27 protein-coding genes are annotated in these 23,480 nt (G+C 33.6%); 17 read left to right on the top strand and 10 right to left on the bottom strand.

Annotated features, from left to right (window positions below; all coding sequences use genetic code 11):
• Positions 1–14: 14 nt before the first annotated feature.
• Genes H5T45_02030 through H5T45_02020 form a run of 3 tightly spaced genes read left to right on the top strand, consistent with a single transcriptional unit; the run spans position 15 to position 2,765 of the window.
• On the top strand, positions 15–2,198 hold the full coding sequence (locus H5T45_02030; protein MBC7128496.1) for a hypothetical protein: 2,184 nt from the start codon (positions 15–17) through the stop codon (positions 2,196–2,198).
• On the top strand, positions 2,195–2,584 hold the full coding sequence (locus tag H5T45_02025; protein MBC7128495.1) for an NUDIX hydrolase: 390 nt from the start codon (positions 2,195–2,197) through the stop codon (positions 2,582–2,584). The genes H5T45_02030 and H5T45_02025 overlap by 4 nt, the downstream gene beginning before the upstream one ends.
• Positions 2,574–2,765, top strand: a complete 192-nt coding sequence (locus H5T45_02020) for a hypothetical protein (protein ID MBC7128494.1) — start codon at positions 2,574–2,576, stop codon at positions 2,763–2,765. The genes H5T45_02025 and H5T45_02020 overlap by 11 nt, the downstream gene beginning before the upstream one ends.
• Here the strand turns inward: H5T45_02020 and H5T45_02015 are convergent, their stop codons facing one another.
• The gene (locus tag H5T45_02015; protein MBC7128493.1) at positions 2,766–3,530 is read right to left on the bottom strand and encodes a dihydroorotate dehydrogenase electron transfer subunit; all 765 of its coding nucleotides are present in this window, start codon (positions 3,528–3,530) and stop codon (positions 2,766–2,768) included. It lies immediately after the preceding gene.
• Positions 3,531–3,575: 45 nt separating this feature from the next.
• Here H5T45_02015 and H5T45_02010 point away from each other — a divergent pair, with 45 nt between their 5' ends.
• From H5T45_02010 to H5T45_01995, 4 genes are read left to right on the top strand one after another with little or no spacing between them, the layout of a single operon-like run.
• Positions 3,576–3,806 carry a hypothetical protein gene (locus H5T45_02010; GenBank protein MBC7128492.1) on the top strand — a complete coding sequence of 77 codons (231 nt, stop codon included), beginning with the start codon at positions 3,576–3,578 and terminating at the stop codon, positions 3,804–3,806.
• On the top strand, positions 3,803–5,236 hold the full coding sequence (locus H5T45_02005) for a nitroreductase family protein (GenBank protein MBC7128491.1): 1,434 nt from the start codon (positions 3,803–3,805) through the stop codon (positions 5,234–5,236). The genes H5T45_02010 and H5T45_02005 overlap by 4 nt, the downstream gene beginning before the upstream one ends.
• 39 nt (positions 5,237–5,275) lie before the next feature.
• Complete coding sequence (locus H5T45_02000) at positions 5,276–5,686, top strand: response regulator (protein MBC7128490.1); 411 nt, start codon at positions 5,276–5,278, stop codon at positions 5,684–5,686.
• A gap of 36 nt (positions 5,687–5,722) precedes the next feature.
• Entirely contained in the window at positions 5,723–7,000 is a 1,278-nt protein-coding gene (locus H5T45_01995; protein ID MBC7128489.1) for a beta-lactamase family protein, read from the top strand.
• Here the strand turns inward: H5T45_01995 and H5T45_01990 are convergent.
• A complete protein-coding gene (locus tag H5T45_01990; protein MBC7128488.1) occupies positions 6,997–8,037 on the bottom strand; it encodes a radical SAM protein in 1,041 nt (346 codons plus the stop codon). The genes H5T45_01995 and H5T45_01990 overlap by 4 nt on opposite strands.
• A gap of 87 nt (positions 8,038–8,124) precedes the next feature.
• On the opposite strand from H5T45_01990, the gene H5T45_01985 reads away from it, so the two are divergent.
• The 3 genes from H5T45_01985 to H5T45_01975 are packed head-to-tail and all read left to right on the top strand — an operon-like array spanning position 8,125 to position 10,063.
• Positions 8,125–8,535 carry a 6,7-dimethyl-8-ribityllumazine synthase gene (locus tag H5T45_01985; protein ID MBC7128487.1) on the top strand — a complete coding sequence of 137 codons (411 nt, stop codon included), beginning with the start codon at positions 8,125–8,127 and terminating at the stop codon, positions 8,533–8,535.
• The gene (locus H5T45_01980) at positions 8,529–9,257 is read left to right on the top strand and encodes an SDR family oxidoreductase (protein ID MBC7128486.1); all 729 of its coding nucleotides are present in this window, start codon (positions 8,529–8,531) and stop codon (positions 9,255–9,257) included. Before H5T45_01985 ends, H5T45_01980 begins: the two co-directional genes overlap by 7 nt.
• The gene (locus H5T45_01975) at positions 9,254–10,063 is read left to right on the top strand and encodes a hypothetical protein (protein ID MBC7128485.1); all 810 of its coding nucleotides are present in this window, start codon (positions 9,254–9,256) and stop codon (positions 10,061–10,063) included. The genes H5T45_01980 and H5T45_01975 overlap by 4 nt, the downstream gene beginning before the upstream one ends.
• Here the strand turns inward: H5T45_01975 and H5T45_01970 are convergent.
• The gene (locus H5T45_01970) at positions 10,060–11,250 is read right to left on the bottom strand and encodes an anion transporter (GenBank protein ID MBC7128484.1); all 1,191 of its coding nucleotides are present in this window, start codon (positions 11,248–11,250) and stop codon (positions 10,060–10,062) included. The genes H5T45_01975 and H5T45_01970 overlap by 4 nt on opposite strands.
• 40 nt (positions 11,251–11,290) lie before the next feature.
• On the opposite strand from H5T45_01970, the gene larE reads away from it, so the two are divergent.
• Genes larE through mtnA form a run of 4 tightly spaced genes read left to right on the top strand, consistent with a single transcriptional unit; the run spans position 11,291 to position 13,816 of the window.
• On the top strand, positions 11,291–12,082 hold the full coding sequence (gene larE, locus H5T45_01965) for an ATP-dependent sacrificial sulfur transferase LarE (protein MBC7128483.1): 792 nt from the start codon (positions 11,291–11,293) through the stop codon (positions 12,080–12,082).
• A 39-nt stretch (positions 12,083–12,121) separates the two neighbouring features.
• Positions 12,122–12,460, top strand: a complete 339-nt coding sequence (locus H5T45_01960; GenBank protein ID MBC7128482.1) for a cupin domain-containing protein — start codon at positions 12,122–12,124, stop codon at positions 12,458–12,460.
• Positions 12,457–12,924, top strand: a complete 468-nt coding sequence (locus H5T45_01955; protein MBC7128481.1) for a class II aldolase/adducin family protein — start codon at positions 12,457–12,459, stop codon at positions 12,922–12,924. Before H5T45_01960 ends, H5T45_01955 begins: the two co-directional genes overlap by 4 nt.
• Positions 12,884–13,816, top strand: a complete 933-nt coding sequence (gene mtnA / locus H5T45_01950; GenBank protein ID MBC7128480.1) for an S-methyl-5-thioribose-1-phosphate isomerase — start codon at positions 12,884–12,886, stop codon at positions 13,814–13,816. Before H5T45_01955 ends, mtnA begins: the two co-directional genes overlap by 41 nt.
• Here the strand turns inward: mtnA and H5T45_01945 are convergent.
• The 3 genes from H5T45_01945 to H5T45_01935 form a co-directional block, all read right to left on the bottom strand.
• Positions 13,813–14,832 (bottom strand): NAD(P)/FAD-dependent oxidoreductase, encoded by a 1,020-nt coding sequence (locus H5T45_01945; protein ID MBC7128479.1) that lies wholly within the window; start codon positions 14,830–14,832, stop codon positions 13,813–13,815. The genes mtnA and H5T45_01945 overlap by 4 nt on opposite strands.
• Before the next feature lie 29 nt (positions 14,833–14,861).
• Positions 14,862–15,737 (bottom strand): dihydroorotate dehydrogenase, encoded by an 876-nt coding sequence (locus H5T45_01940; protein ID MBC7128478.1) that lies wholly within the window; start codon positions 15,735–15,737, stop codon positions 14,862–14,864.
• A 115-nt stretch (positions 15,738–15,852) separates the two neighbouring features.
• Entirely contained in the window at positions 15,853–18,462 is a 2,610-nt protein-coding gene (locus tag H5T45_01935) for a valine--tRNA ligase (GenBank protein MBC7128477.1), read from the bottom strand.
• An 80-nt stretch (positions 18,463–18,542) separates the two neighbouring features.
• On the opposite strand from H5T45_01935, the gene H5T45_01930 reads away from it, so the two are divergent.
• A complete protein-coding gene (locus H5T45_01930) occupies positions 18,543–19,934 on the top strand; it encodes a proline--tRNA ligase (GenBank protein MBC7128476.1) in 1,392 nt (463 codons plus the stop codon).
• On the opposite strand, the gene H5T45_01925 is transcribed toward H5T45_01930, so the two are convergent.
• The gene (locus H5T45_01925; GenBank protein ID MBC7128475.1) at positions 19,903–20,169 is read right to left on the bottom strand and encodes a hypothetical protein; all 267 of its coding nucleotides are present in this window, start codon (positions 20,167–20,169) and stop codon (positions 19,903–19,905) included. The two genes, H5T45_01930 and H5T45_01925, sit on opposite strands and share 32 nt — an antisense overlap.
• Entirely contained in the window at positions 20,169–20,339 is a 171-nt protein-coding gene (locus H5T45_01920; protein ID MBC7128474.1) for a hypothetical protein, read from the bottom strand. Before H5T45_01920 ends, H5T45_01925 begins: the two co-directional genes overlap by 1 nt.
• A gap of 78 nt (positions 20,340–20,417) precedes the next feature.
• Between H5T45_01920 and H5T45_01915 the strand changes: the two genes are divergently transcribed.
• Positions 20,418–21,206: an MBL fold metallo-hydrolase gene (locus H5T45_01915; protein ID MBC7128473.1), complete on the top strand. Its 789-nt coding sequence runs from the start codon at positions 20,418–20,420 to the stop codon at positions 21,204–21,206.
• A gap of 170 nt (positions 21,207–21,376) precedes the next feature.
• On the opposite strand, the gene H5T45_01910 is transcribed toward H5T45_01915, so the two are convergent.
• Together H5T45_01910 and H5T45_01905 are read right to left on the bottom strand one after the other, a co-directional pair.
• Complete coding sequence (locus H5T45_01910; protein MBC7128472.1) at positions 21,377–21,889, bottom strand: 3-isopropylmalate dehydratase; 513 nt, start codon at positions 21,887–21,889, stop codon at positions 21,377–21,379.
• Entirely contained in the window at positions 21,886–23,124 is a 1,239-nt protein-coding gene (locus H5T45_01905; protein ID MBC7128471.1) for a 3-isopropylmalate dehydratase large subunit, read from the bottom strand. Before H5T45_01905 ends, H5T45_01910 begins: the two co-directional genes overlap by 4 nt.
• A 107-nt stretch (positions 23,125–23,231) precedes the next feature.
• Here H5T45_01905 and H5T45_01900 point away from each other — a divergent pair.
• A partial coding sequence (locus H5T45_01900; GenBank protein ID MBC7128470.1) for a hypothetical protein occupies positions 23,232–23,480 on the top strand: 249 nt, incomplete at its 3' end.

The raw sequence follows: 23,480 nt of genomic DNA, 5'->3' as shown, positions 1-23,480 counted from the left end.
ATAATATTCAAAGCATGAAGAAATTAATTATAGCATTAATTATTTTCCTTTTTCAAATGCCATTTTATCCAGCGGTAAATTATGAAGGCAATGAAAATATCTTTTCTGGCTATACAAATTTTATCTATAAAGAAGGCTATCCAGTTTTGCCATATGAATATGAAACATATGTATTTCCATCTGGAACTGAAATAAAGGAAGTAAAAGTAAAGGAGAAAAATGTTGAAAAGATAAAATTAAAGGAAAAAATAAAGCCAGCTCCCGCTCCATATCCAAAAAAATTTGAAATAAAAGAAAGCGAGATATATAGCAGGGATGAGTTTTATCCTTCAAGTTGGTATGAATATGAAATTCATGCAGGAATAAATAATGGCGAAAGAGTAATTTTCCTTTCCTTATATCTTTATCCTTTCAGATATAATGCTTTGAGAAATGAAGTTTTGCATGCAGAATTTGATGTAAAAATTGATTATGTTTTGCCAGAAAAAACCGAAAGCGCCTCGCTATATGATTTCTTAATAATTTCACCAGATGCATGGCTTAATGAGCTTGAAACATTAAAACAGCATAAGGAAAGCAAAGGAATAAAGACAATAGTAGTAGGACTTAATGAAATTTATAGTAGTAATGTAGCGAGAAATGGCAGGGATGATGCTGAAAAAGTGAAGTATTTCATAAAAAATGCAATTGAGGAATGGGGAATAAAATATGTTATGCTTGTAGGGGATGCGGATATATTTCCTGTTAGGTATGCTTCCCTTGCTATAGAAGATCCAAATGAAGCTCCCTGTGATCTTTATTACGCAGACATATACTATGCAAATGGATCTTTTTCCTCATGGGATAATGATAGGGATAAAAAATATGGCGAGAGAATTGAAGATAAGCCAGATTTAGCTCCTGATGTATATTTATCTCGCCTTCCTGTTAGCGATGAAAATGAATTAAATATTGTGGTTGAAAAGATAATAAATTATTCCTCCCCTCCTATGAGGGCAATAGCAGTTGGAGTTGAGCTTTTCTGGGATACAATTGAAAGGGAGGGAGAATATTTGAAGGAAGAAATAAACAAGAACATAAACCTTGATGTAATTAGACTATATGAGACTAATGACTATAAAAAGAACGGGGATGCAAATGCATTTAATATTGCAAAATTTATAAATGAAGGAGCATTACTCTTGAATTTTGCTTCTCATGGAAATCCATATGGTATGGGTTGGGAGAGTGGCGGCTTCTGGGTTGATGATTTAAACTTGCTTAGAAATAGATATTTCCCAGTTGTTTTTGCAATGGCATGCTCAACAAATGAATTTGACACAACCGATTGCTTTGGAGAAAAATTTGTTTTGAGCAATTACGGGGCAATTGCATATTCTGGCAGCAGTAGGGTGGCGTATGTATATCTGGGAAATGCAATAAAATCGGGGCTGGCGGGCTATCTTGACAGGGCATTTTTCAGGGCGTATTATGATGGATGCAAAAGTGTTGGCGAAATATTTTCGAGGTCAAAAATAGACTATATAACTACACTTACATTTAAAAATGAATATGATTATCTAACCCTATATGAATATAATTTGCTTGGTGACCCCACAATTGAAATTCTAACTATGCCACTAACTTCAAGGGCTTATGTAAGCGATGAAAAATCGAATAACTCAATAAAAGTTTGGGTTGAAGCGGAAGAAAATTCAACAATTGATTTATATTACAGGAAAAAAATTGGGCTTGGAGGGAAATGGAAAATTTACTGCACTATGGAAAATAAATATGAAATCGATTTCATGTCAGAGGAAGAAGGTTACTATGAGTTTTATAGCATATTAAGAAGGGAAAATTATACTGAGAATAAGCCAGCAATTTCAGATGCTTTCTGCATTTTTGATTTTTCTCCTCCTTCAATAAATGTTATTAAACCAAAAGAGGGAAAGCTATACATTTTTGGAAAGGAAATATTTGAAATAAATGCAAAATTTGCTGTAGTAATCGGAAGGATAAAAATAGAAGTGGATGCGGATGCATCGTGGGTTGAATTCTATATAGATGGAAAAATAAAAAATATTTCTTATGAAAGGCCATTTTCATGGACATGGAAAGAGCCAGCATTTGGATTTCATGAAATAAAAATTGTTGCATATGATGAAGTTGGAAATGCTGCAGAGGAAAGAGTAAATGTTTTTTCGTTGATAATATGAAGCCGAGTTTAGCAGTTGATGGGGTTTTAATAAAAAATAGAAAGGTTCTTTTGGTAAAGAGGAAAAATGAGCCATTCAAGGAAAAATGGGCTTTACCAGGTGGCTTTGTTGAGTATGGTGAAAGAGTGGAGGAAGCAATAATCAGGGAATTAAAGGAAGAAACTGGAATGAATGTAAGAATTAAAAAATTATTTGGAGTTTATTCCGATCCAGATAGAGATCCAAGAGGGCATGTAATATCAATAGTATTTTTAGTTGAATCTGAGGATGAGCCAAAAGCTGGAGATGATGCGGTTGATGCAAGATTTTTTGATTTAGATAATTTGCCAGAACTTGCTTTTGATCATAAAAAAATAATAGAAGAGGTGATGAAATATGGAATGTAAAAAGGAGAGAAATTTAAAGGAATGTCCTTGCACCTATGAGCCATGTAGCAGGAAGGGAATATGCTGTGAATGCCTCAGATATCATTTAAGAAATAAAGAGATGCCAGCTTGTTTTTTCCCTCCAGAAATTGAGAAAACTTATGATAGAAGCTTTGAAAAATTTATTGAAACATGGAAATAACTATATCTTTATTCTTTTACCCGCCTCATTTCTCTTGAATTTTCCAAAATCTTTAATTTTCTCTAAAATTTTATCGTCGAAAACAGGGCCATCCTTACAAACATGATATCCATCTATTGCGCATGAATCGCATATCCCAACCCCGCATTTCATATATCTTTCCAAACTCGCTTGCATTCTTATCTTATTTTTTTTGCACAAATCAAGAATTTTCTTCATCATTATTTCTGGCCCGCAGGTATATACAACATCAAAATTTTCCTCCTCCATAATCTTTTCTGCAACATCGCTTGCAAATCCTTTGAAGCCAATACTCCCATCATCTGTTGAGATATAAATTTCAGCAATCTCCTCAAGTTCATCCAAAAAAAGAAGCAATTCCTTATTCCTTGCACCAAGAATAACATGCTTCTCTCCTTTATATTTTCTTATTAGTGGCATCAGCGGCGCAACGCCCGTGCCGCCAGCCACAAAAAGGGCTTTTTTGCCGATTGCGCGGAAGCCATTTCCATATGCTCCCCTTATTCCAACTTTATCTCCTTCTTTCATGCGATGAAGTTTTTCTGTTGCTTCTCCAACTCTTTCCACTGTTATTGCCTGCCTGCTTCCTATATAGCTTAATGACATTGGTATTTCATCTATTCCTGGCAGCCATAGCATTATGAACTGGCCTGGCAAGGCTTTTTTCAATTTATCACATGAAAAGAAAAATGTTTTATGGTATGGTGAGTTTTCCACAATTTCTTTTATTTCGCAGATTTGCATGCATTTAAATCCAATAAATTTATATATTTTTATACATATAAAAACATGAAAAAAATTTATGCATTTATGACGAGCATTTTTGTTTTGGGAATATCTTTCTTAGGGGCAAGTGTTAATTTAAAAGAAGTTCCATGTGGATTTGTAAAGGCGGATGTTTATTACAATGGAAACATATCTTATGTTGCTCCAATTCCAGTAACAAGTTTTTTAATTCCTATAATTCTTCCTCATGAAATATATTTTGGGAGAGCTTTTCAGATGAATGAGATAAAATGAAAAAAATAATTTTTCTAACAATTTTGCTTTTATTTTCCTCATCCGGCGATTATATCTTTTTACCACCTCCATATCTACCAGAAATTGTTCTTGAAGATGCCATTTCAAGAAGAGTTTCAATAAGAGAATTTTCTGAAAAAGAAATATCCATGGAAAACATTTCCTCTCTTTTATGGGCAACCTCAAAAATATCAAGCATAGATGGGAGGGATGCGGTAAATATTTATGTGATAATGAAAGAAGGGGTGTATAAATATATTCCTTTAAATCATTCCTTAAAAATTTTCAGAAAAGGAGATTTCAGATGGGTAGGGGATTATGATTCTGCTTATATAAAAATAGGACTGACATGGAATAAAAGCCGTGGAAAAAATGAGAATTTTTCAGCATTTCAAATGGGGAGCATCGGGCAGAACATATATTTTATTTCAAATTCTCTTGGCCTGGGAACCGTAACAACAGCTGGAAAGGCATATGAACTTTATTATATTGGCTTGCCAATTGATGAGAAGCCACTTATAATTATGCCCGTTGGCTATCCGTTAAAACCATACAATTTTTCCTATTCTCCCTATAACACTTCCCTTCCATTTCCAGAAAGAGGCAGAAAAAGTTTGGTCGATGCAATGACCGAAGAAAATATAGAAGCATTTTTATATGGAGGGCTTAACGAAAGAGAAATATCTCAGTTGCTATGGGCTTCCTATGGCTACTCCTACTTTTTCGACGCCTCGCAGGGTTGGCGCCACCGCACTGTGCCGAGCTCGCATGCTACTTATCCTCTTGAAATATTTTTTGCAAATTCATCTGGATTTTTCCATTATATGCCGGCAAATCATTCTCTTGAAACAATAATTGAAGGAGATGTGAGAAGTGAGGTCGAGCCATCTTGGGCGAGAAATGCTGATTTGATTTTTGTTTATCTTAATGAAAGCAAGGCGGGTAGCTCATGGGCATGGTTTTATGAGGCGGGCGCAATCTGGCAGAATTTATTGCTTGAAGCAACCTCTTTGAATCTTTCAGCAAATGCAATTCATAATTTTATGATAGGGGAAAAATTGAATTTTGAAGGATTGAAGCCATTGCTTATTATAGGAGCTGGTAAAAAATATGTAGAAGACTTTGAGAAGCCGGTTGTAAAAATAATTTATCCTGAAAAAGGCTTTATTTATGCTTTTGGAAAAAAGTTGATGCCATCAAAAAATACGGTTATTATAGGGAAAATTGAAGCAAAAATTGAGTTAGAGGAAGATGCTTTACTTCTTGTTGAATACAGGATAGATGGAAAAATTTTAGGAGAGCAATATATTGAGCCATTATCATTTAATCTGCCTCATTCATTATTTAAAAAATCTTATTTTGAAGTTTTTGCATATGATTACTCCAGAAATAATGCAAGTGATGGAATGGAATATGTTAAAATTTTATAATAGAAATGTTTAAATACCCGAAATTATTTTGTTAGCAATATGCTATCAAAATTAGGAAACAGGAGATTAATACTCGTAATAGAGGATGATGAGTTGATACAGGATCTGATAAAAAGATATTTAGCAAGCTTGAATGTTGAAATAGTTTCTGCTTATGATGGTGAGGAAGGAATTGAAAAATATAAATATCTGATTGAAAAAGGAAAAAAGCCAGATATTGTTATAGTTGATATAGGGTTACCATTCAAAAATGGAATTGAGGCAACTAAAGAAATTTTAAACATTGATCCATCTGCAAAAATTTACGGTTTTACTGCTTTTTATGGAACAGAAAAAGCAAGAAAGTTAATAGAAGCGGGAGCAAAAAAGATAATATCTCGCTCTGTTGGCTTTGAAACATTTAGAACCATAATAGAGGAAGATTTAAAAAAGGAAGAAATAGTCAAATAAAATCAAAATATTTATACCCGCAATGAAATTATTTTTATGAAAAAAATAGCAGTATTTTGCATGGTAATTTTGCTTTTAATAACATTTTCAAGTGGGAAAATATTGAAAAATTCAAAAATTTATTCAAATGATTTCGATAATAAAATTGAAAAAATAATGGAAATCGCTCATTTTTCATCTCTTTCAGCATGCATAGTTAAAGGCGATGAAGTTGTATGGAGTAAGGGATATGGAATTTATGATAGAGAAAATAATAAAAAAGCGAATGAAAATGTAATATACTTAGTTGCGTCGATATCAAAAACAATAACAGCAACCGCTATAATGCAATTATATGAAAAAGGTTTATTGGGCTTGGATGATGATGTTAATAATTATCTTCCCTTCAATTTAAGAAATCCAAATTATCCAGATAAACCAATTACAATAAGAATGCTACTCGCCCATCAATCAAGCCTGGCGAGCGACCCGCCTGCCTTCTATTGCCATTTTCCTGCAACTCTGAATTTTTCTGGATATCCATATCCATGGCTTGAGGAATATTTGATACCAGGAGGGATAAATTATAAGCCACAGGTATGGGCTGATTATGCGCCAGGAGAGGAGATGAATTATGCAAATGTTGGTTATTCCTTGCTTGGATATATTGTGGAGATAGTTTCTATGCAAAACTTTGAAGATTACTGCAGAAAAAACATTTTTGATCCAATTGGTATGGAAAATACAAGTTTCATTTTATGGAATTTAAATGTAAGCAATGTTGCAGTTCCATATGTTTTTGAAGGTGAATATTATCCATTGCTCCATTACAGCATAATTGATTACCCAGCTGGCGGGCTTCGCACAAATGTAATTAGTTTATCAAAATTTTTGATAGCACATATGAATGGGGGAGTATATGAAGGAGTAAGAATACTCGGCGAGGAGAGTGTTGAAGAAATGCATAAAGTGCAATATGAAAGCAAAAAATATAATTTTCAATATGGTTTGGGATGGCAGATATGGAAAAGAGGAAATGAAACCTATATAGGGCATACCGGTGGGCTCTATGGTGTTGCAACAGATATGAAATTTAGAGCAAAAGATAAAGTTGGAATAATATTCTTTACAAATAAAGAAGTCTATAATTTGAGGGAAATAGTCGCATTTTCTCTGATAGAAAAATTGCTTTTCATGAAAGCTGATGGAATTAAAAAATTAAAAATAGGAGAGGTTGAAGAAATAGTTAAAGAAAATATGAATTTATTGAGATTTAATGAGGAAGGAGAAATAAAAGATATTATCAGAAATTTTATCAAAGAGGCGGGAATTTAGTTAAGAGGGGTTATCTCCACTTCAAGTCTATCAGCGGTTGGATACTCCTCGATAATGCAGCATTTGTATGGCAAGTAATCAACTATCTCTTCCAAAATAAAGGGAGATGTTTCTATTCTCTTTTTTTTCTCATCCCATACAATCAATTTTTCGTCTATTTCAAATTTTTTAATTATTTCATCAAGCTTATCTTTTTCAGCAAAAATTACTCCTTTAAGAAGTGTTCCATCTTCAGTTATAATTTCATAAATTTTTGCAACATTCCTCGCCCTTCTCTCTATTCTCTTCCTTAACTGAATTGCATCTTTAAAAGAAGAGGAGCAGTAATGAATAGGAATTGAAAAATTTCTCTCCACAAGCTCATAGGCCATTTCCTCACTTCCCTTTGCAGCCGATGAAATATCATTTTTTGCAACATATCCATATTTACTCAGCTCATCAACATTTGTTACCGAAAATTCAAGCTCATTTAAATTTACAAAATCAATATCATATTTCTGCAAATCTTCAAGAAGTTTAATTGTTTCATCTTTTAAATGAGGTATGAGAGGAATTTCAACCCCTTTATCAATTCCACAATTTTTAATCAATTCCCCAAAATTTATTTCCTCTATATTTTTCCAATGCTCAGTATGTGGATGAAATCTTATTTCATCTAAGCCCGCTTTTTCAATCTCTTTAATTTTCTCAATATCAAATGTTGAAGTATAGAGATGAATATGATGGGCTGAGCCAAAATAATCCTTTAGCATTTTTATTGCATCAACAGTTCTATCAATTACAAGCAGGGGGTCGCCACCCGTTATGCCGGTTCCTTCCGCATCTATGAGATCTGCTTCCTCAATTATATCCTCTTTTTTTTCAACAAGTTTTTCATTTGCGTATATAACATCCTTTCCCTTTTTCTTTTCTGAAAGGGGGCAATAAAAGCAGGCTGAGGAGCACAATCCAGTTATAAGTAAAACAAGCTTCGCTCCCTTCTGGCAAATCTTGCATCCTTTTGCAATTTTTTTTGTATAAAATGACTTTTTTGGCATTTTGTAAATTTTTTCCATGCAAATAAATTTTGATGAACTTAAATATTTTTCAGAAAAAACATAAATATAGTAAAAGATATAACAGCAATGAAGGAAGAAATAAAAATAGGAATAGTTGTGTCAGAGTTCAACTATGATATAACAATGATGATGCTTGAAAGAGCGAAAGAGCACGCAGATTTTCTTGGAGCAAAGGTTGTTAAAATATTAAAAGTGCCTGGTGTTTTTGAAATACCTCTTGGGGTTAAAAGCATTATGAAGAATGTTGATGGTGTTGTTGCAATTGGAACAGTCATTCATGGAGAAACAAAGCATGATGAAGTTGTTATGCACAATGCCTGCAGGAAAATAATGGATTTATCGGTAGAATATGGAAAGCCTGTTGGCTTGGCAATAACGGGACACGGAATAACAAGATTGCAGGCGGAGGAAAGAATAGACAGGGCAAAAGATGCGGTTGAGGCAGTAGTTAAAATGTGCAGATTGCTAAAATGCTGAAAGGTAAGAGGGCAATAATAACTGGAGCAAGCCGCGGGATAGGAAAGGCAACCGCAATTCTTTTTGCAAAAAATGGTGCAAAAGTTGGGATAAATTATTTAAAAAGTGAAGAAGAAGCAAAGAAGGTTTTGAATGAAGTAAAAAAACTTTCAGATGGAATTTTGCTCAAAGGAAATGTATCAGATTTTAAGGAAGCAAAAAGATTAGTTGAAAAATTTGTTAAGAAATTTGGAGGAGTTGATATTTTAATAAACAATGCAGGGATATATAAGAGAAAAAAATTTGATAATTTAAGCGAGGAAGAATGGGATGAAACAATAAAATTTAATCTTAAATCATCTTTCAACATGTGCAAATGCTGCCTGCCTTATATGAAAAAAGGAAAAATAATCTTCATTTCCTCCCAGCTAGCATTAAGGGGCTCTTCTCATGGAGCGCACTATGCTGCTTCAAAGTCCGCGCTTTTGGGACTTATGAGAAGCTTGGCAATAGAACTTGCTCCAGATATAAATGTGAATGCAATTGCTCCTGGTATAATAGATACAGATATCATAGCAAACTACAGCGAGGAGGAAAGGAGGCGCAGGGTGAATGAAATACCTCTTAAAAGAATTGGATTACCAGATGATGTTGCAAATGTATGCCTCTTTCTTGCGAGCAATCTCTCAGATTATATTACTGGCGAAACAATAAATGTAAATGGCGGACTTTATATAGCATGAGGCAGGATAGAATTTCTGGGGCAAGTGAGATAGAAAATAAATTTATAAGGAGAATAAAAAAATTTCTTGGAAAAAAGAATATTTTTGATGAATGCCTATCCTTCCTTTCTCTCTATCCTTCAATGGGTTCGATATGGAATATAGCAAATTTTTCATTCATTTATGGTGAGGATGCGATAAAAAAATTTGAATTGATTGAAAAGGCAAATGATGGAGTTTTAAAAAATTCAATGAAACTTAATTTTTCAAAAATTTTAACTTACAGCAGAAGTTCTACTGTTGAAAAGTTTTTTCTCTCAAAAGAAGCAGAAGTTATATGCTCTGAAGCTCGGCCAAGATATGAAGGAAGAATTCTTGCAAAAAATCTCTCTGGGAAAAAAGTAACGCTTGTTGCTGATTGTGCAATTTATTCTTTTATTAAGGATGTATATGCTGTAATTGTTGGGGCGGATGCAATTCTTGATGACGGAATAGTAAATAAAGTGGGCACATATCCACTTGCTGTTTTTGCAAAAATGAATAAAAAACCTTTTTATGTTCTCTCATCCTCTTATAAAAGATTTCCTTTTGTCGCAATTAAAGAAGAAAATAGGGAAGAGATATGGAAAACAAATATAAAAAATTTGAAAATAAGAAATTTTTATTTTGATTTTACTCCACACAAATTTATATCATTTTTTGTAACTGAAAGAGGAATTAATAAAAAAATACCAGAATTTAGGGAAGAAATATCAGATGAAATTATTAAAATAAAGGATATTTTGGAGAAAAGGAAATATTTTACACTCGGAAGCATTGATAATTAGATAAATAGTATGAATAGCCAGCAAACAAGAACATTCAAAATCGTGAGCGGAATTCCAACCTTCGCAAACTCAAATAAAGTAATTGTCGTCCCCCTCTTCTCTGCACTCTGAATTATTATCACATTGCTCGCCGCCCCCAATATGGAGAGATTGCCAGCGAGCGTGGAGCCGCCCGCGAGCGCCATCATCTCCTTTATTGAGCTTGCTGGGAGCATCGGGAGGTAGAGAGCGACAAGTGGAACATTTGAGATGAACTGGCTGAAAATTGTGCTTGTAAGAAAAATTGTCTCGATTGATGCGCTTCCCATCATTTTCTGGAAGAAACCGCCTTCCCATGCACTTTTTGTAACTATGAACATCGATGCAAAGAAAATTAGGGTTTGCCAATCAACTTTTTTTATTATTTCAATTCTAATCCTGCTGAATATTAGTATGGGCAAACATGCAAATGTTGCTATATATACAAGTTTTATGTTTATTCCGATTATTCTCATAAATATCATAATTAAAATAATTAAAATAGAAATTTTGCAGAGTTTGGAAAGGGTTGCATCTCCTTCCATTTTTTCTTCCTGATGGCATTTCTCTATTTTTAATTTTTTTCTCCAGAAAATTTTCAGGATTATATAGGCTATGAAAATGTTTATTATTGATGGAATAAAAAGATATTTAAAAAAGGTTGAAAAAGGATCATGGAGTTTTCCAGCAATTAAAAGGTTTTGGGGATTTCCTATAGGGCTTGCAGTGCTTCCTATTGTTACAGCGAATGCAAGTGTTAATAAAAGCAACTTCGCCTCGACCTTATATTTTTTTGATAAAATAAGCATCAGTGGTGTGCCTATAATTGCAATTGTATCATTCATAAGAATTGCTGAAAGAAAACCCATTGTAAATAATATAAGTAATAGAAGTTGGTCAATAGATTTTACTCTGCTGAAAAGTTTATCTGAAATTTCCATCAGATAGCCACTTTTTTCTAAAGCTGAGCCAACAACAAACATTCCAAAAAGAAAAAGCATTACATCAACATCTATTGCTCTTAAAGCATTTAAAGGGGAAATTTGTCCTGTAAGCAATACTGCTATTGCACCGAAAAGCATTATCTGCCATATCTGGAGATTAATTTTTCCTATTCTCCTTATTGCTATTAGAATGAAAACTATTGCAAGTATTATTATTGAAAGCATGAGGTAATATCATTAAATATTTAAAAACAATTTAAAAATGATGTTAAATGATAAGCTGGAAAAATTGGAGAAAATTTTAAAAGATATGGGTCGCTTTATAATTGCATATTCTGGAGGAGTTGATTCAACATTTCTTCTTGCTGTTTCAAGAAAAGTTATTGGAAAAGAAAATTTACTCGCTGTAACAGCTCAAACAGAAGTAGAAAGCAAAGAGGATATTGAAGATGCAAAAAAAATTTGCAAGCTTTTAGATGTTAGCCATGAAGTAATTAACTACTCATTGCTTGAAAACATTAATTTTTCATCCAATCCTTTCAACAGATGTTATTTTTGCAAAAAAATTCTTATTAAAAAATTGAAAGAAATTGCTGAAGAAAGAAATTTTAATTGGATTGCAGATGGAACAAATGCTGAAGATGAGGAAGATATAAGATACGGGAAAATAGCTCTTGCTGAAGAAGGAGTAAGAAGCCCGCTAAAAGAGGCAGGGCTGAGGAAAGAAGAGATAAGATACATATCAAAGGAAATGGGAATTCCAATATGGAATAAAGCATCCAATGCTTGTTTAGCTTCGAGAATTCCAATTGATGTGCCCATAACAACTGCTTCCCTTAAAAGAATCGAGGAAGGAGAAAAATTGCTGAAAAAATTTGGCTTCAATGTTGTAAGGCTTAGAGACCACTTTCCTATTGCAAGAATAGAACTGGAAGAAATTGAGAAAATTTTTCAAAAAGAGATAAGAGAGGAAATTATAAAGGGACTAAAAGAGCTTGGATATAAATTTATTACAATTGATTTGGAAGGATATAGATTTGCATGTTTTCATAGATGATTTCGAGCATTATTTATATTCCTTAAATATTTTTGTTTTATGATTGTAAAAAATTATGCAGAAATAGATGAGAAAGAGGTTAATGAAGAAGGAGCGAAAAATGTTAGAATTCAATGGCTTATAGATGAAAAAATTGCCCCAAATTTTGCAATGAGGAGATTTGTTGTTGGTAAAGATGGGCATACACCTCTTCACAGGCATGACTGGGAACATGAAGTTTTTGTTTTGCAAGGAAAAGGAGCAATAATTGATGAAAAGGGTAAGGAGCATGAACTTAAGCCAGGAAACTTTGTCCTTGTTTTGCCAAATGAAATGCATCAATTCAAAAACAAAGGAAATGAGGATTTTATTTTTCTATGCATGATTCCTTTAAAATGAATACTTTTTTCCTTTCTTATGAAGAGATAAAAAATCCGCTGGTGGAGGAATTAAAAAAAATATGCCATAAAAAAGATGATAAATTCAGTATAAGCGTTAGATACGGGAAAAGAATTTTAATAAATGCCTCGCAAGTAGATTTCAGTAATTTAAAAAATTCAGATTTTGTTGAAATTGTAGATTATAATCCAGCCAATGATGTTGCAATGGTTATAGGAATTAAAGAACCGTGCGAGGATGCACCAATTCACTGCCTGCTTTACAGTAAAGAAGAAATAAATGCAATAGCAATTTTCAGAAGAAAGGGTAAGGCAAAATTTGAAGTTGCGATGGAAGCATTGAAAAAATTGAGAAATGAAAAAGAAGTGGAGATAGAAGGATTTGGAAAAATTATAACTGGAAAAACACTGAAGGAGGTGGAAAATGCTTGTAAAAGGAAAGCAGATGAGGAGCCTATGGTTTGAAAAAAATTGCCTCAGAATTATTGACCAGAGAAAACTTCCCTCTCATTTTGAAATTTTTGAAGCAAAAAATGAAAGAGAAGTCGCATATGCAATAAGGGAAATGGTGGTAAGAGGGGCACCCGCCATCGGTTGCGCCGCCGCTTATGGCATTGCTATGGCTGAGAATGCAAAAAAAGCTGCGGGGTTGCTTAAAAAAAGCAGACCAACCGCCCATGATTTATTTTATGCAATTGATTATGTGATTAAAAAAATTGAGAATGGGGAAGATGCGTTAATGGTTGCGGAGGAATATACTGGGAAAATTGTTGAAAGATGCAGGAGAATAGGAGAGGAAGGAAAAAAATTAATAAAGAAAAATGCGAAAATATTAACTCACTGCAATGCGGGAGCGCTTGCAACAGTTGATTATGGAACAGCTCTCGCCCCATTAAGGATGGCAAAGAATAAGAATATTTTTGTCTGGGTTGATGAAACAAGACCAAGATTGCAGGGTTTGCTTACTTCCTGGGAGCTTGAAAATGAAGGAATAGAGCATGCTGTTATAGTTGATAATTCCGCTGGCTATTTAATGGAAAAAGGAGAAGTAGATATGGTTATAGTTGGAGCGGATAGGATAGCAAAAAACTATGATGTTGTAAATAAGATAGGAACATATGAAAAAGCGGTTGTTGCTTATGAAAATGACATTCCTTTTTATGTTGCTGCCCCTGAAAGCACTTTTGATAAAAAAGCAAAAAATGGAAAGGAAATAAAAATTGAGGAAAGAAGTAGAGAAGAAGTTACTTCAATTTATTCCTATAAACCAAAAAATGTAAGAAATCCAGCATTTGATATAACTCCTTCAAAATATATAACTGGAATAATAACTGAAAATGGAATAATATATCTTTAGCACATCTTTCTATAAAATTTTGAAACAATACTGCAAATTCTTTTTAAAATTCTATGCCTCATATATTCACTTCCTATCAACTTGAAAAATATAATTCCTGCATAATATGAATACTTGAGTTGCCTGCCAAGCACATCCCTCCATCTTCTTTCATATTCTTCAAGTTCATATCTATCATTTTTCACCCATTTTTCAATGCATTCAGAAGCTATATAAGAGCAGATTATAGAGGGCATATTCCCCGCCCCCACATTCGAAAAAACATGGGCGCAGGCATCTCCCACCAGAATAGCATTTTTTCCATAAGAAGGAAGTGGCTTGCCCATTGGAATATATGCCCCTCTCCACTCAACTGAATAATTTTCCTTTTTGAATTTTTCAAATCCTTCTTTAAAATATTTTTTATTGAAAGAGCCAATTCCTATATTCCATCTTTTCTTTTTAGGAAAATACCATGCATAACCATGTTTCACCATTTTATCCTCCAAAATAACATGGCATTTGCTTTCATCTTTTTCAACATTTTCCTTGTATCCTTCAACTGCAAAAGCTTCTTTTGGTGGCTTAACATTTATATATTTTCTTGTTATGGAAAAAAATCCATCTGCTCCAACAATCAATTTTGCTTTTATATTCTGTGGAATTAAAATCCCGTCTTCTATTTTTTTAACTTTTTCACCCTTTCTTATTTCCCCCTGCTTTTCTGCTTTTTTTGCAAATTCTTCTTCAACTTTTTTCTTATCTATCATAAGAATTGGCATTTCAAGAGGAATTTTTCCATATTTTGTATATATAATTGTTTCCCATATTTCCCTTTCCACCCCTTTTTTACTTCCATATAACTCTAAAAAATCATATCCAGCAATTTTCTGAGTTATTCCTTCCCCACATGCTTTTTTAAAAAATTCATCATGCTCTTCAAATATTACAAATGGCACACCTTTTTCTGCAAGAAATTTTCCTAAACTTAAGCCAGCTATGCCTCCTCCAACTATTACAATATCAACTTTCTCCACTATTTAAAATACATAAGCGGTTAATAAACTTATTTTTCAATTGCAATTCCTACAATATCCTCTATTTTTTCATATCCATTTTTCTCTAACCACTTCTCCAAATCTTTGCAAATTTCTTTGAATATTTTTTCTCCTTTATAGTATAACCCTGCGCCAATTTGCACCGCCCTCGCGCCCGCCATCATATATTCAATAACATTTCTTGCATTCAATATTCCTCCGACACCTATAACGGGCAAATCAAAATTTTTTGCAATTTCATAAACACATCTTAACCCAATCGGCTTTATTGCTTTTCCTGAATATCCACCAAAAATATTGCCTAAAACTGGCTTTTTAACTTCTATATTTATCGCCATCGCCTTTATGCTATTTATAGCAACAATTGCATCGGCTCCGCCTTCGATGGCAAGCTCCGCTCTCTTTAAAGAATTTTCTGCGCTAATCTTCACAAAAACAGGCTTACCCACTTCTTTTACCATTTCAACAGCATTCTTTATCTCTTCATCTGGAAATTCCGCCCCCAATTTTTTTGCATGGGGACAGCTCATGTTCATTTCTATTGCCTTGACATATCTTGAAAATTTTTTTGCTACAAATAAAAATTCGTCTGCTTCCTTTCCAAATACACTTCCAATAAGATTATCTATTTTTATGTCCTTTATCTCTTTTAAATAATTATCTATTCCAGGATTTGCTAACCCAATTGCATTTAATATTCCACATTCTGTTTCAAAAAAAACAGGATTTTTATATCCCTTTCTTTCTTCCTTTCCAACAGATTTTGTAACAACCGCTCCAGCATCCTTAAATTTCTCCATGCTCTCCTTGGTTAAATCAAGTACGCCAGAAGCAAGCATAAGAGGATTTTTCATTTTCATATTTAGCAAATTTATTTTGAGCATGATTAAAATGCATTTATAGGAAATAAAACTTACCTATAAAAAATTGCAATAAATCCTGATAAAATCATAATTAATATTACAATTATTGCAATTATCTTGGCAATTGTTTTTTTCATCATTTTTCTACTAAGATGAATATATTTCCAGCCTTTAATAGATTTTCCTTTGTTTCCTCTTTTATATCCAGAAATTCCTTATCTATCTTTATTTCTTCTCCTTTAAAGTTGAAAGAATAAAATCCATCTTCTTCAATCTTCCTCGCAATTTTCTTTCCATTTTTGTTAATTTCCTCTATAACAATTTTGCTTTTTTCCTTGAAATATGGCCCAATTTTGCTATAAATTGGAAAAGCTATTTTCTCAATATTCAACTTATCTTCATAAACTATTTCCTTTATTTTGAGAGTTCCAGAAATTATGTCCTCCTCCTTTACATTACCATATATTATGACTTTTGATAACGAAGAATTCAATGGTATTCCATTTTTGCTTTTCCATCCTCTTATTTCAGATACTACTTCTTTAACTATCTCTCCTTCTCTTTCCGCTTCTTCATCTATTAAAATTGGTTCAGGCCATTTTGAGGTATGCACGCTTTCATCGCCTTCAAATTTCTTATAAAAATTATCATAAATTTCCTCTGTTATAAATGGTAAAAATGGAGAAAATGCCTTGAGCAATCCAAGTCCTATAACATAAAGAGTGTATAAAGATGCTTCATCCTTTTGCTCATAAATTCTATGTTTTACCATTTCTATATAGTGGTCTGCAAATTCGTGCCAGAGAAAATATTCAATTTCTTTCATTGCATTAGAAAATTCAAATTTATCCATATATTCAGTTGCTTTTTTAATTACCCTGCTGTATATGCTAAGAATCCATCTATCAATTATCCTCAGCTCGCATTTTTCTGGCTTACTTTTAATTAGATTCCCTATAAAATTTTCAACATTCCATAACTTGTTCATCAATCTTATTCCTCTAACAACATCTTTTGGGCGGAATGGATTATCCTCACCAAGTTTGCAAGTTGAAGCATAATATCGCAGAGCATCGCTTCCATTCTTTTCTATTACTTCAAGCGGGTCAACGACATTTCCAAGAGAAGTATGCATCGGCTTTCCATCTGGGGCAAGTATAAACCCATCTATCATTATCTCCTCAAAGGGTTTTTCATTTGTAAGGAGGTAGCATCTCAGAACTGTATAAAAAGCCCATGTTCTTATAATATCATGCGCCTGCGGGCGGAGCGACATTGGATAGAGTTCTTTAAAAAGATTTTCATCTCTTTCCCAGAAAGTGTTGAATAGAGGAGTTATAGAAGAATCCATCCAGGTATCGAAAACATCCTCACATCCTTTCAGAGGTCCACCGCATTTTGGACAGCTATCAAAAGGGGGTTTATCTATTGTTGGGTCAACATAGCAATCTTTTTCATCAGCAAGAACCACTTCCTTGCAATTTTTGCATTCCCACAGGGGGAGGGGAGTGGCAAAATATCTTTGCCTTGAAATTACCCAATCCCATTCAAGTGAATTCACCCATTCCTCAAATCTCTTAAACATATAATCTGGATACCATTCCATTCTTTTAGCAACTTCAATTATTTCCTCTTTTATAGGCAACATTTTCAAAAACCACTGCTCCGCATTTATAAATTCTATCGGTGTTTTGCACCGCCAGCACACGCCGACGCTCTGCTCAATTTCCTCCTGTCTAGTGATATAATTTTCTTTCTTTAACTCTTCTATTATTTTTCTCCTCGCTTCCTCTATTCTTAGCCCTTTATATCTTCCCGCAAGTTCATTCATCGTTCCATCTTCATTTATGCATATCTCAATTGGCAAGGAATATTTCATTGCCCATTCCAAATCATCTTTATCCCCGATTGTGCATATCATTACTATTCCTGTCCCAAAATTTGGATCAACTCTTTCATCTTCAAAAATCTTTACTTTTTTTCCATATACTGGAACTATAACTTCTTTTCCAACCAAATTTAATTTTCTCTCGTCATTTGGATTTAAAGCAACAATCTGGCATGTGGAAAGCATTTCGGGGCGGGTTGTTGCTATCTCAATATAGCTACCTCTTTCATCTTTTTTTATTCCATTTCCCTTGCAACTTTCTGCAAGATAAAACTTTATTGTATTTAGCAATGTTTTTCTTTCAACATGCTCTATTTCAGCATCTGCCATTGCGGTCATGCATCTAGGGCACCAATTTACAGGAAATTTTCCTCTATAAATAAGCCCTTTTTTGTAAAGTCTTATAAAAGAAATCTGGGTAAGCCTTCTAAAATATTCAGCATCTGTTCTATAATAAATGCTATCATCCATTGAATGTCCCAGTATGATAAATTGACGAATCATCTCTTCTATGTTTTCATCAGCAAACTTTTTACATAGCTCGATGAATTTATGCCTCTCTATATTTTTTCTTGTTATTCCATATTTCCTTTCAACTCTTTCTTCAATTGGTATTCCATTTACATCAAAGCATAGAGGAAAAAATACATTATAGCCCCGCATTCTTTTATATCTTGCAACAAAATCTATATGGGTGTAATGAACAGCATGCCCTATATGAAGTGCTCCAGAAGCATATCTTGGAGGGTTATCTATGGAATAGACGGGCTTTTTTCCTGGTTTAAATCTGTAAATTTTCATTTCCTGCCATTTTTCCTGCCATTTTTTCTCAACCTCAAATGGATTATAGCTACTCATTTTCCATGAAGTATTTTTGTGCTTATAAATTTGTTGTGTTTTGCATTAATTATTTTAATATGAAAATATTTTCTGTTAGGATGATTGATAAAGAAAAGTTTGATGAATGGTATAATGAAATAGTTGAAAAAGCAGATTTATGTGACAAAAGATACCCTATAAAGGGTATGAATATATGGAAACCATATGGTTGGAAAATAATGCAAAATATAGATAAAATTATAAGAGAAGAGATGGAAAAAACAGGGCATCAGGAAGTTTATTTCCCTCTTCTAATTCCAGAAAGTCTTTTTAAAAAAGAAGAAGAGCATATAAAGGGTTTTTCATCTGAAGTATACTGGGTTACTCATGCGGGCGATAATGAACTTGATGAAAAAATGCTTCTGCGTCCAACTTCAGAAACCGCTTTATATTCCATTTTTTCTCTATGGATTCGCTCACACGCTGACCTGCCTCTAAAAACATTTCAGATTGTAAATACATTCAGATATGAAACAAAAATGACAAAGGCATTTATAAGGGTTAGAGAAATTCATTTTTTTGAAGCCCACACATGCCACAAAGATTTTGAAGATGCGGAAAGACAGATAAAGGAGGATCTGGAAATTGCCAAATCATTTTTTTCTGCCCTCTGCATTCCCTTCATTGCGAGCAGGCGCCCCGACTGGGATAAGTTTGCGGGTGCGGATTACTCAATCGGACTAGATGTGCTTATGCCATCCACTAAAAGCTTGCAGGTTGGTTCAATACATCAATATAAGGAGAATTTTTCCCGTCCATTTGAGATAAAATATGAAGGGCTTGATGGGAAGCATTATTACTGCCATCAGACAACATATGGGATGTCTGAAAGAGTTTTAGGAGCTATCGTAGGACTGCATGGAGATGAGAAAGGGATAAAGTTACCATCATCCATAGCGCCGATACAGGTTGTAATCATACCTATATTTTTCAAGGGATGGAAAGAAAAAATAATTGAGGAATGTAATCATTTGAATGAAAAACTTCAGAAAAATGACATAAGAAGTTTTATTGATTTTAGAGAGGATAAAACACCTGGAAGTAAATTTTTTGACTGGGAATTAAAAGGTATCCCTATCAGAATTGAAATAGGACCAAAGGATATTGAAAAAAATGTTATTACAATTGTTTCAAGAGATGGAATCAAAAAAACTATTGGAAGAGATGATATAGAAGGAATAAAAAATGAATTGAAAGAATATGATAAAAGACTTTATAAAAATGCGGAAAAATTTTTAAAAGAAAATATACATAGAATAAAAGAGGAGAAAATTGAAGAAGGAATTTTAGAAATTCCATGGTGTGGGAAAGAGGAGTGTGGAAAAAAGGCGGAGGAAAAATTTTCAATGAAAAGCCTTGGTATTCCTGTTGAGGAAGAAAAATGCGAAGAAAAATGTCTTATTTGTGGGGAAAAAAGCGTTAGCTGGCTCCGTCTTTCGAAAAATTATTGAGAATTTTTCTTATTTTCTTTATTGTTCCAGAAGTGTATAAAGTTTTACAATCTATTGAATTTAAAAAATTTATAACTTTTTCTTTTTCAAGATGCGAGCATTTAACCAACCCATATTTTCCATCGTAAAATATTAATTTCAATTTATTTTTGTATTCTTTAATTAATCTTACTTTTTCATGCTCTGCAGTAAATAATATGTATCTCTGTCTTCCAACTTTATCTTTTACAACCATCAAATTTCTCCAAATTCTTCCTGTAGGTCGATGAATAGCTCTCTTAGTAAGTCTTCAAATATTGTATTTCTGTATTCTTTTGTTCCCCCCTGCATTTTGGCCCTTGCAATAAATTCTCTTCCTTCCTTCAGTATCTCAATCCTGCATAAACTTTCCTCAACTGTTACCATCTTTCCACTGAATATATAACTTTTATATATTTTTTTCCCTTTGCAAAAAAGTTATAGGATTAAATGTATTTCTGGGTGATGAGCAAGATAACATTCATTGGCACCGGCGGAGGGAGATTTGCAACTATCTTCCAGCGTAGAAAAACTGGAGGTATATACATAGCGGAAAAAGGTTTGCTTATGCATGCTGATCCCGGGCCGGGTGCTCTTGTGGAAATGTATAATCTTAATCTGAATCCAACTCAAACAGATGTTATTTTTGTTTCACACGCCCATCCAGACCACTACAATGATGCGGAGATATTGATTGAGGCAATGACAATGGGTGGTAAAATTAAGAGAGGAATGCTTATAGGAAGTGAGAGTGTTATTGAAGGAATAAATAACTACCGCCCTATATCATTTTATCATAAAAATTTGGTGAAAGATGTCATGGTTGCAAAACCTGGAAAAAAAATAATAATAAAAGAATTGTATGAAATGATTATTACTCCTGCAATTCATTCTGATAAAACAACCGTTGGCTTCCAAATAAATCTTGAAAATGGAAAGTTATCATATACAAGCGACACTCAAATCTTTGATGAACTAATAAAAGCGCATAAAGGGAGCAGAATCCTTATAATTTGCCTAACACGCCCTCTTAATGGAAAAATACCTTTTCACCTATCCACCGAAGACGCCGCAGGCCTTATAGAAGGAGTTAAACCAGAAATTGCGGTTCTTACGCATATGGGATTGAAAACAATACCTCATGCAACAGAGCAGGCAAACTGGTTATCTGAAAAAACAGGTGTGCCAACGATATCCGCTTTTGATGGGATGAGAATATATATGGAAGATAAAATAGAAGTCAAGAAATATTAAAATTTTTAGAAAATATATTATATACCTTTTTGTTTTACATTTTACCCGCGGGAGGGGATTAAAATGGAAATAATAAAGGAAGAAACCCTTGAGGAAATGCTCCTGATAGAGTTGTCCAACAGATTAATAAATGGTGTGCAGGAAATAATTCATAAAGTAATAGAATGTACTCATTGAATTGACTTTGCGTATTCAAAAAGATTTCCTGCTTTATAAATAGCATATTGAATGGCGCTCATTGGTGTTGCTTTTATTAAAATTTTTCCATTCTTAATTATTTCTCCTTTTATCAAATCTATCTCTATCTCTTCCCCATTTTTTATATCTACTCTATCTATATCTTTGCATTCAATTACCACAAGTCCGCTGTTTATTGCATTTCTCCTATATATTGCCCCGAAAGATTTTGCAACAATTGCATTTATACCTAGCTGAATAAAGCAATCCACCGCTTGCTGGCGAGATGATCCGCATCCAAAATTTTCTCCAGCAAAAATTATATCTCCCTTCTTTGCTTTTTTAGGGAAATCCTCCCATCCCTGTAAATTGCTGAAAGCATATTTTCCCATCTCCTTTTTATCAGTTATGTGTAAATACTTGTTATGATAAATCATATCTGTATCTATATCATCAATCAATTTCCCATCCTTCTCTAATTTCCAAACCCTCCCGCATATTTTCATATCTCATCACCTCCCGTAATATATCCACTTAAAGCACTCGCAGCCGCTGTTGCTGGCGACACAAGATATGTATTACCCGCCCCCTGCTTTCCCTTGAAATTCCTGTTTGAAGTAGATGCCTGATTTTCATCAATGCCCGTCATCCCTATCTGCCCCGAAGCGCATCCGGCGCAGCATGCATGGCTAACTATAGCCCCCGCCTCAAAAAAATCTTTTATCAAGCCTTTATCAAGCATTTCCTTCCATATTCTCCTGGTTGCTGGAACTATCTTCATTTTTACATCCTCGCTTATCTTTTTTCCTTTTATTATTTTCCATGCAGAAAGCATGTCATCCATTCTTCCATTTGTGCATGAGCCGATAAAAACACTATCAATCTTTACATCTCCAACATCCCTCACCCTCCTAACATTACTTGGGGAAGGAGGAAGAGCAACCATTGGTTCAAGAGTGCTTACATCTATATCTATTTCCTTTTCATAGTTTGCGTCGTCAGCATATACTGGCTTTATTTTCTTTCCAGAATTTTTTTCACAGAAACTTATTATTCTTTTATCTGGAGTAATAAAACCAGCTATTCCCCCCATTTCAGTAACCATTGAAGAGAGAGTTATTCTCCCATCGAGTGAGAGGGAATCAATTATATCTCCATAAAATTCTATTGCTTTTCCTAGTGCAACCCTTTTCAATTCCTTTACACAGAGAAGGGCTAAATCCTTGGCACTCCATGCGTCAGATGGCATACCAAGAAAATTAACTTTTATTGTTGGCGGAACCTCAAACCATATCTTTCCTGTTTTAAAAGCAAAGGCAATATCCACATCTCCCATTCCCTGTCCGAATGCCCCCACTGCCCCTAAAAGATTGAAGTGACTATCTGTACTAACCGCGGTTACGCCTGGATATGCGAGCCCTTCCTCAATTACAACATGACTTCCTATACCACTATCTACATCATAAATTTTTATTCCATTTTCTCTTGCAAATTTTCTGCATATTTGGTGATTTGTTGCATATTCAATTGTATTTGCTGGGGCATTGCAATCAAATGTAAAAAATGTTTTTGAAGCATTATTTACATAATTTCCTCCATAATTTTCAATTAAATTTTTTACAACATTTGCCCCAGCAAAGTCGCGTGCGGTTCTTAAGTCAATTTCGAGCCATATTGTTTCACCAACTTCTACCCTATCTCCTGTATGGTTTTGAAAAATTTTTTCAATTATTGTCGGCATACTCGCAATATATTTCTAATTTTTAATTTTTTCTGTCTTCAGGGGGTTGTCGATTAATCAAAAAATTAATGTACCCAAATTAGATTACTATTAAAGGGGATGGGAAAATGAAGAAAGAAGGTTATTGGAAGAAATATAACAAAAAATTTAGTGATTTTGATGTTAAGAAAATATTAAAATTTCTTATAGAATTGGCTGATGAAATTGGAGAACCATTTGAGAAAAAGAGCACAAGAGGAAGATCATTTAAATTATCACCTACACAATATGTAGCTCTTTATATATTGATGGTGTTTTTTGATATGAGTTTGAGAGATCTGGAATTATGGTCAAAAGTCTTAGTAGGAGAGCATATA

It is taken from the genome of Thermoplasmatales archaeon (assembly GCA_014361245.1).
Classification (GTDB): Archaea; Thermoplasmatota; E2; order UBA202; family JdFR-43; genus JACIWB01.
Note: the sequence above shows the minus strand (reverse complement) of the source record. Positions and strands in the feature narration are given on the sequence as shown.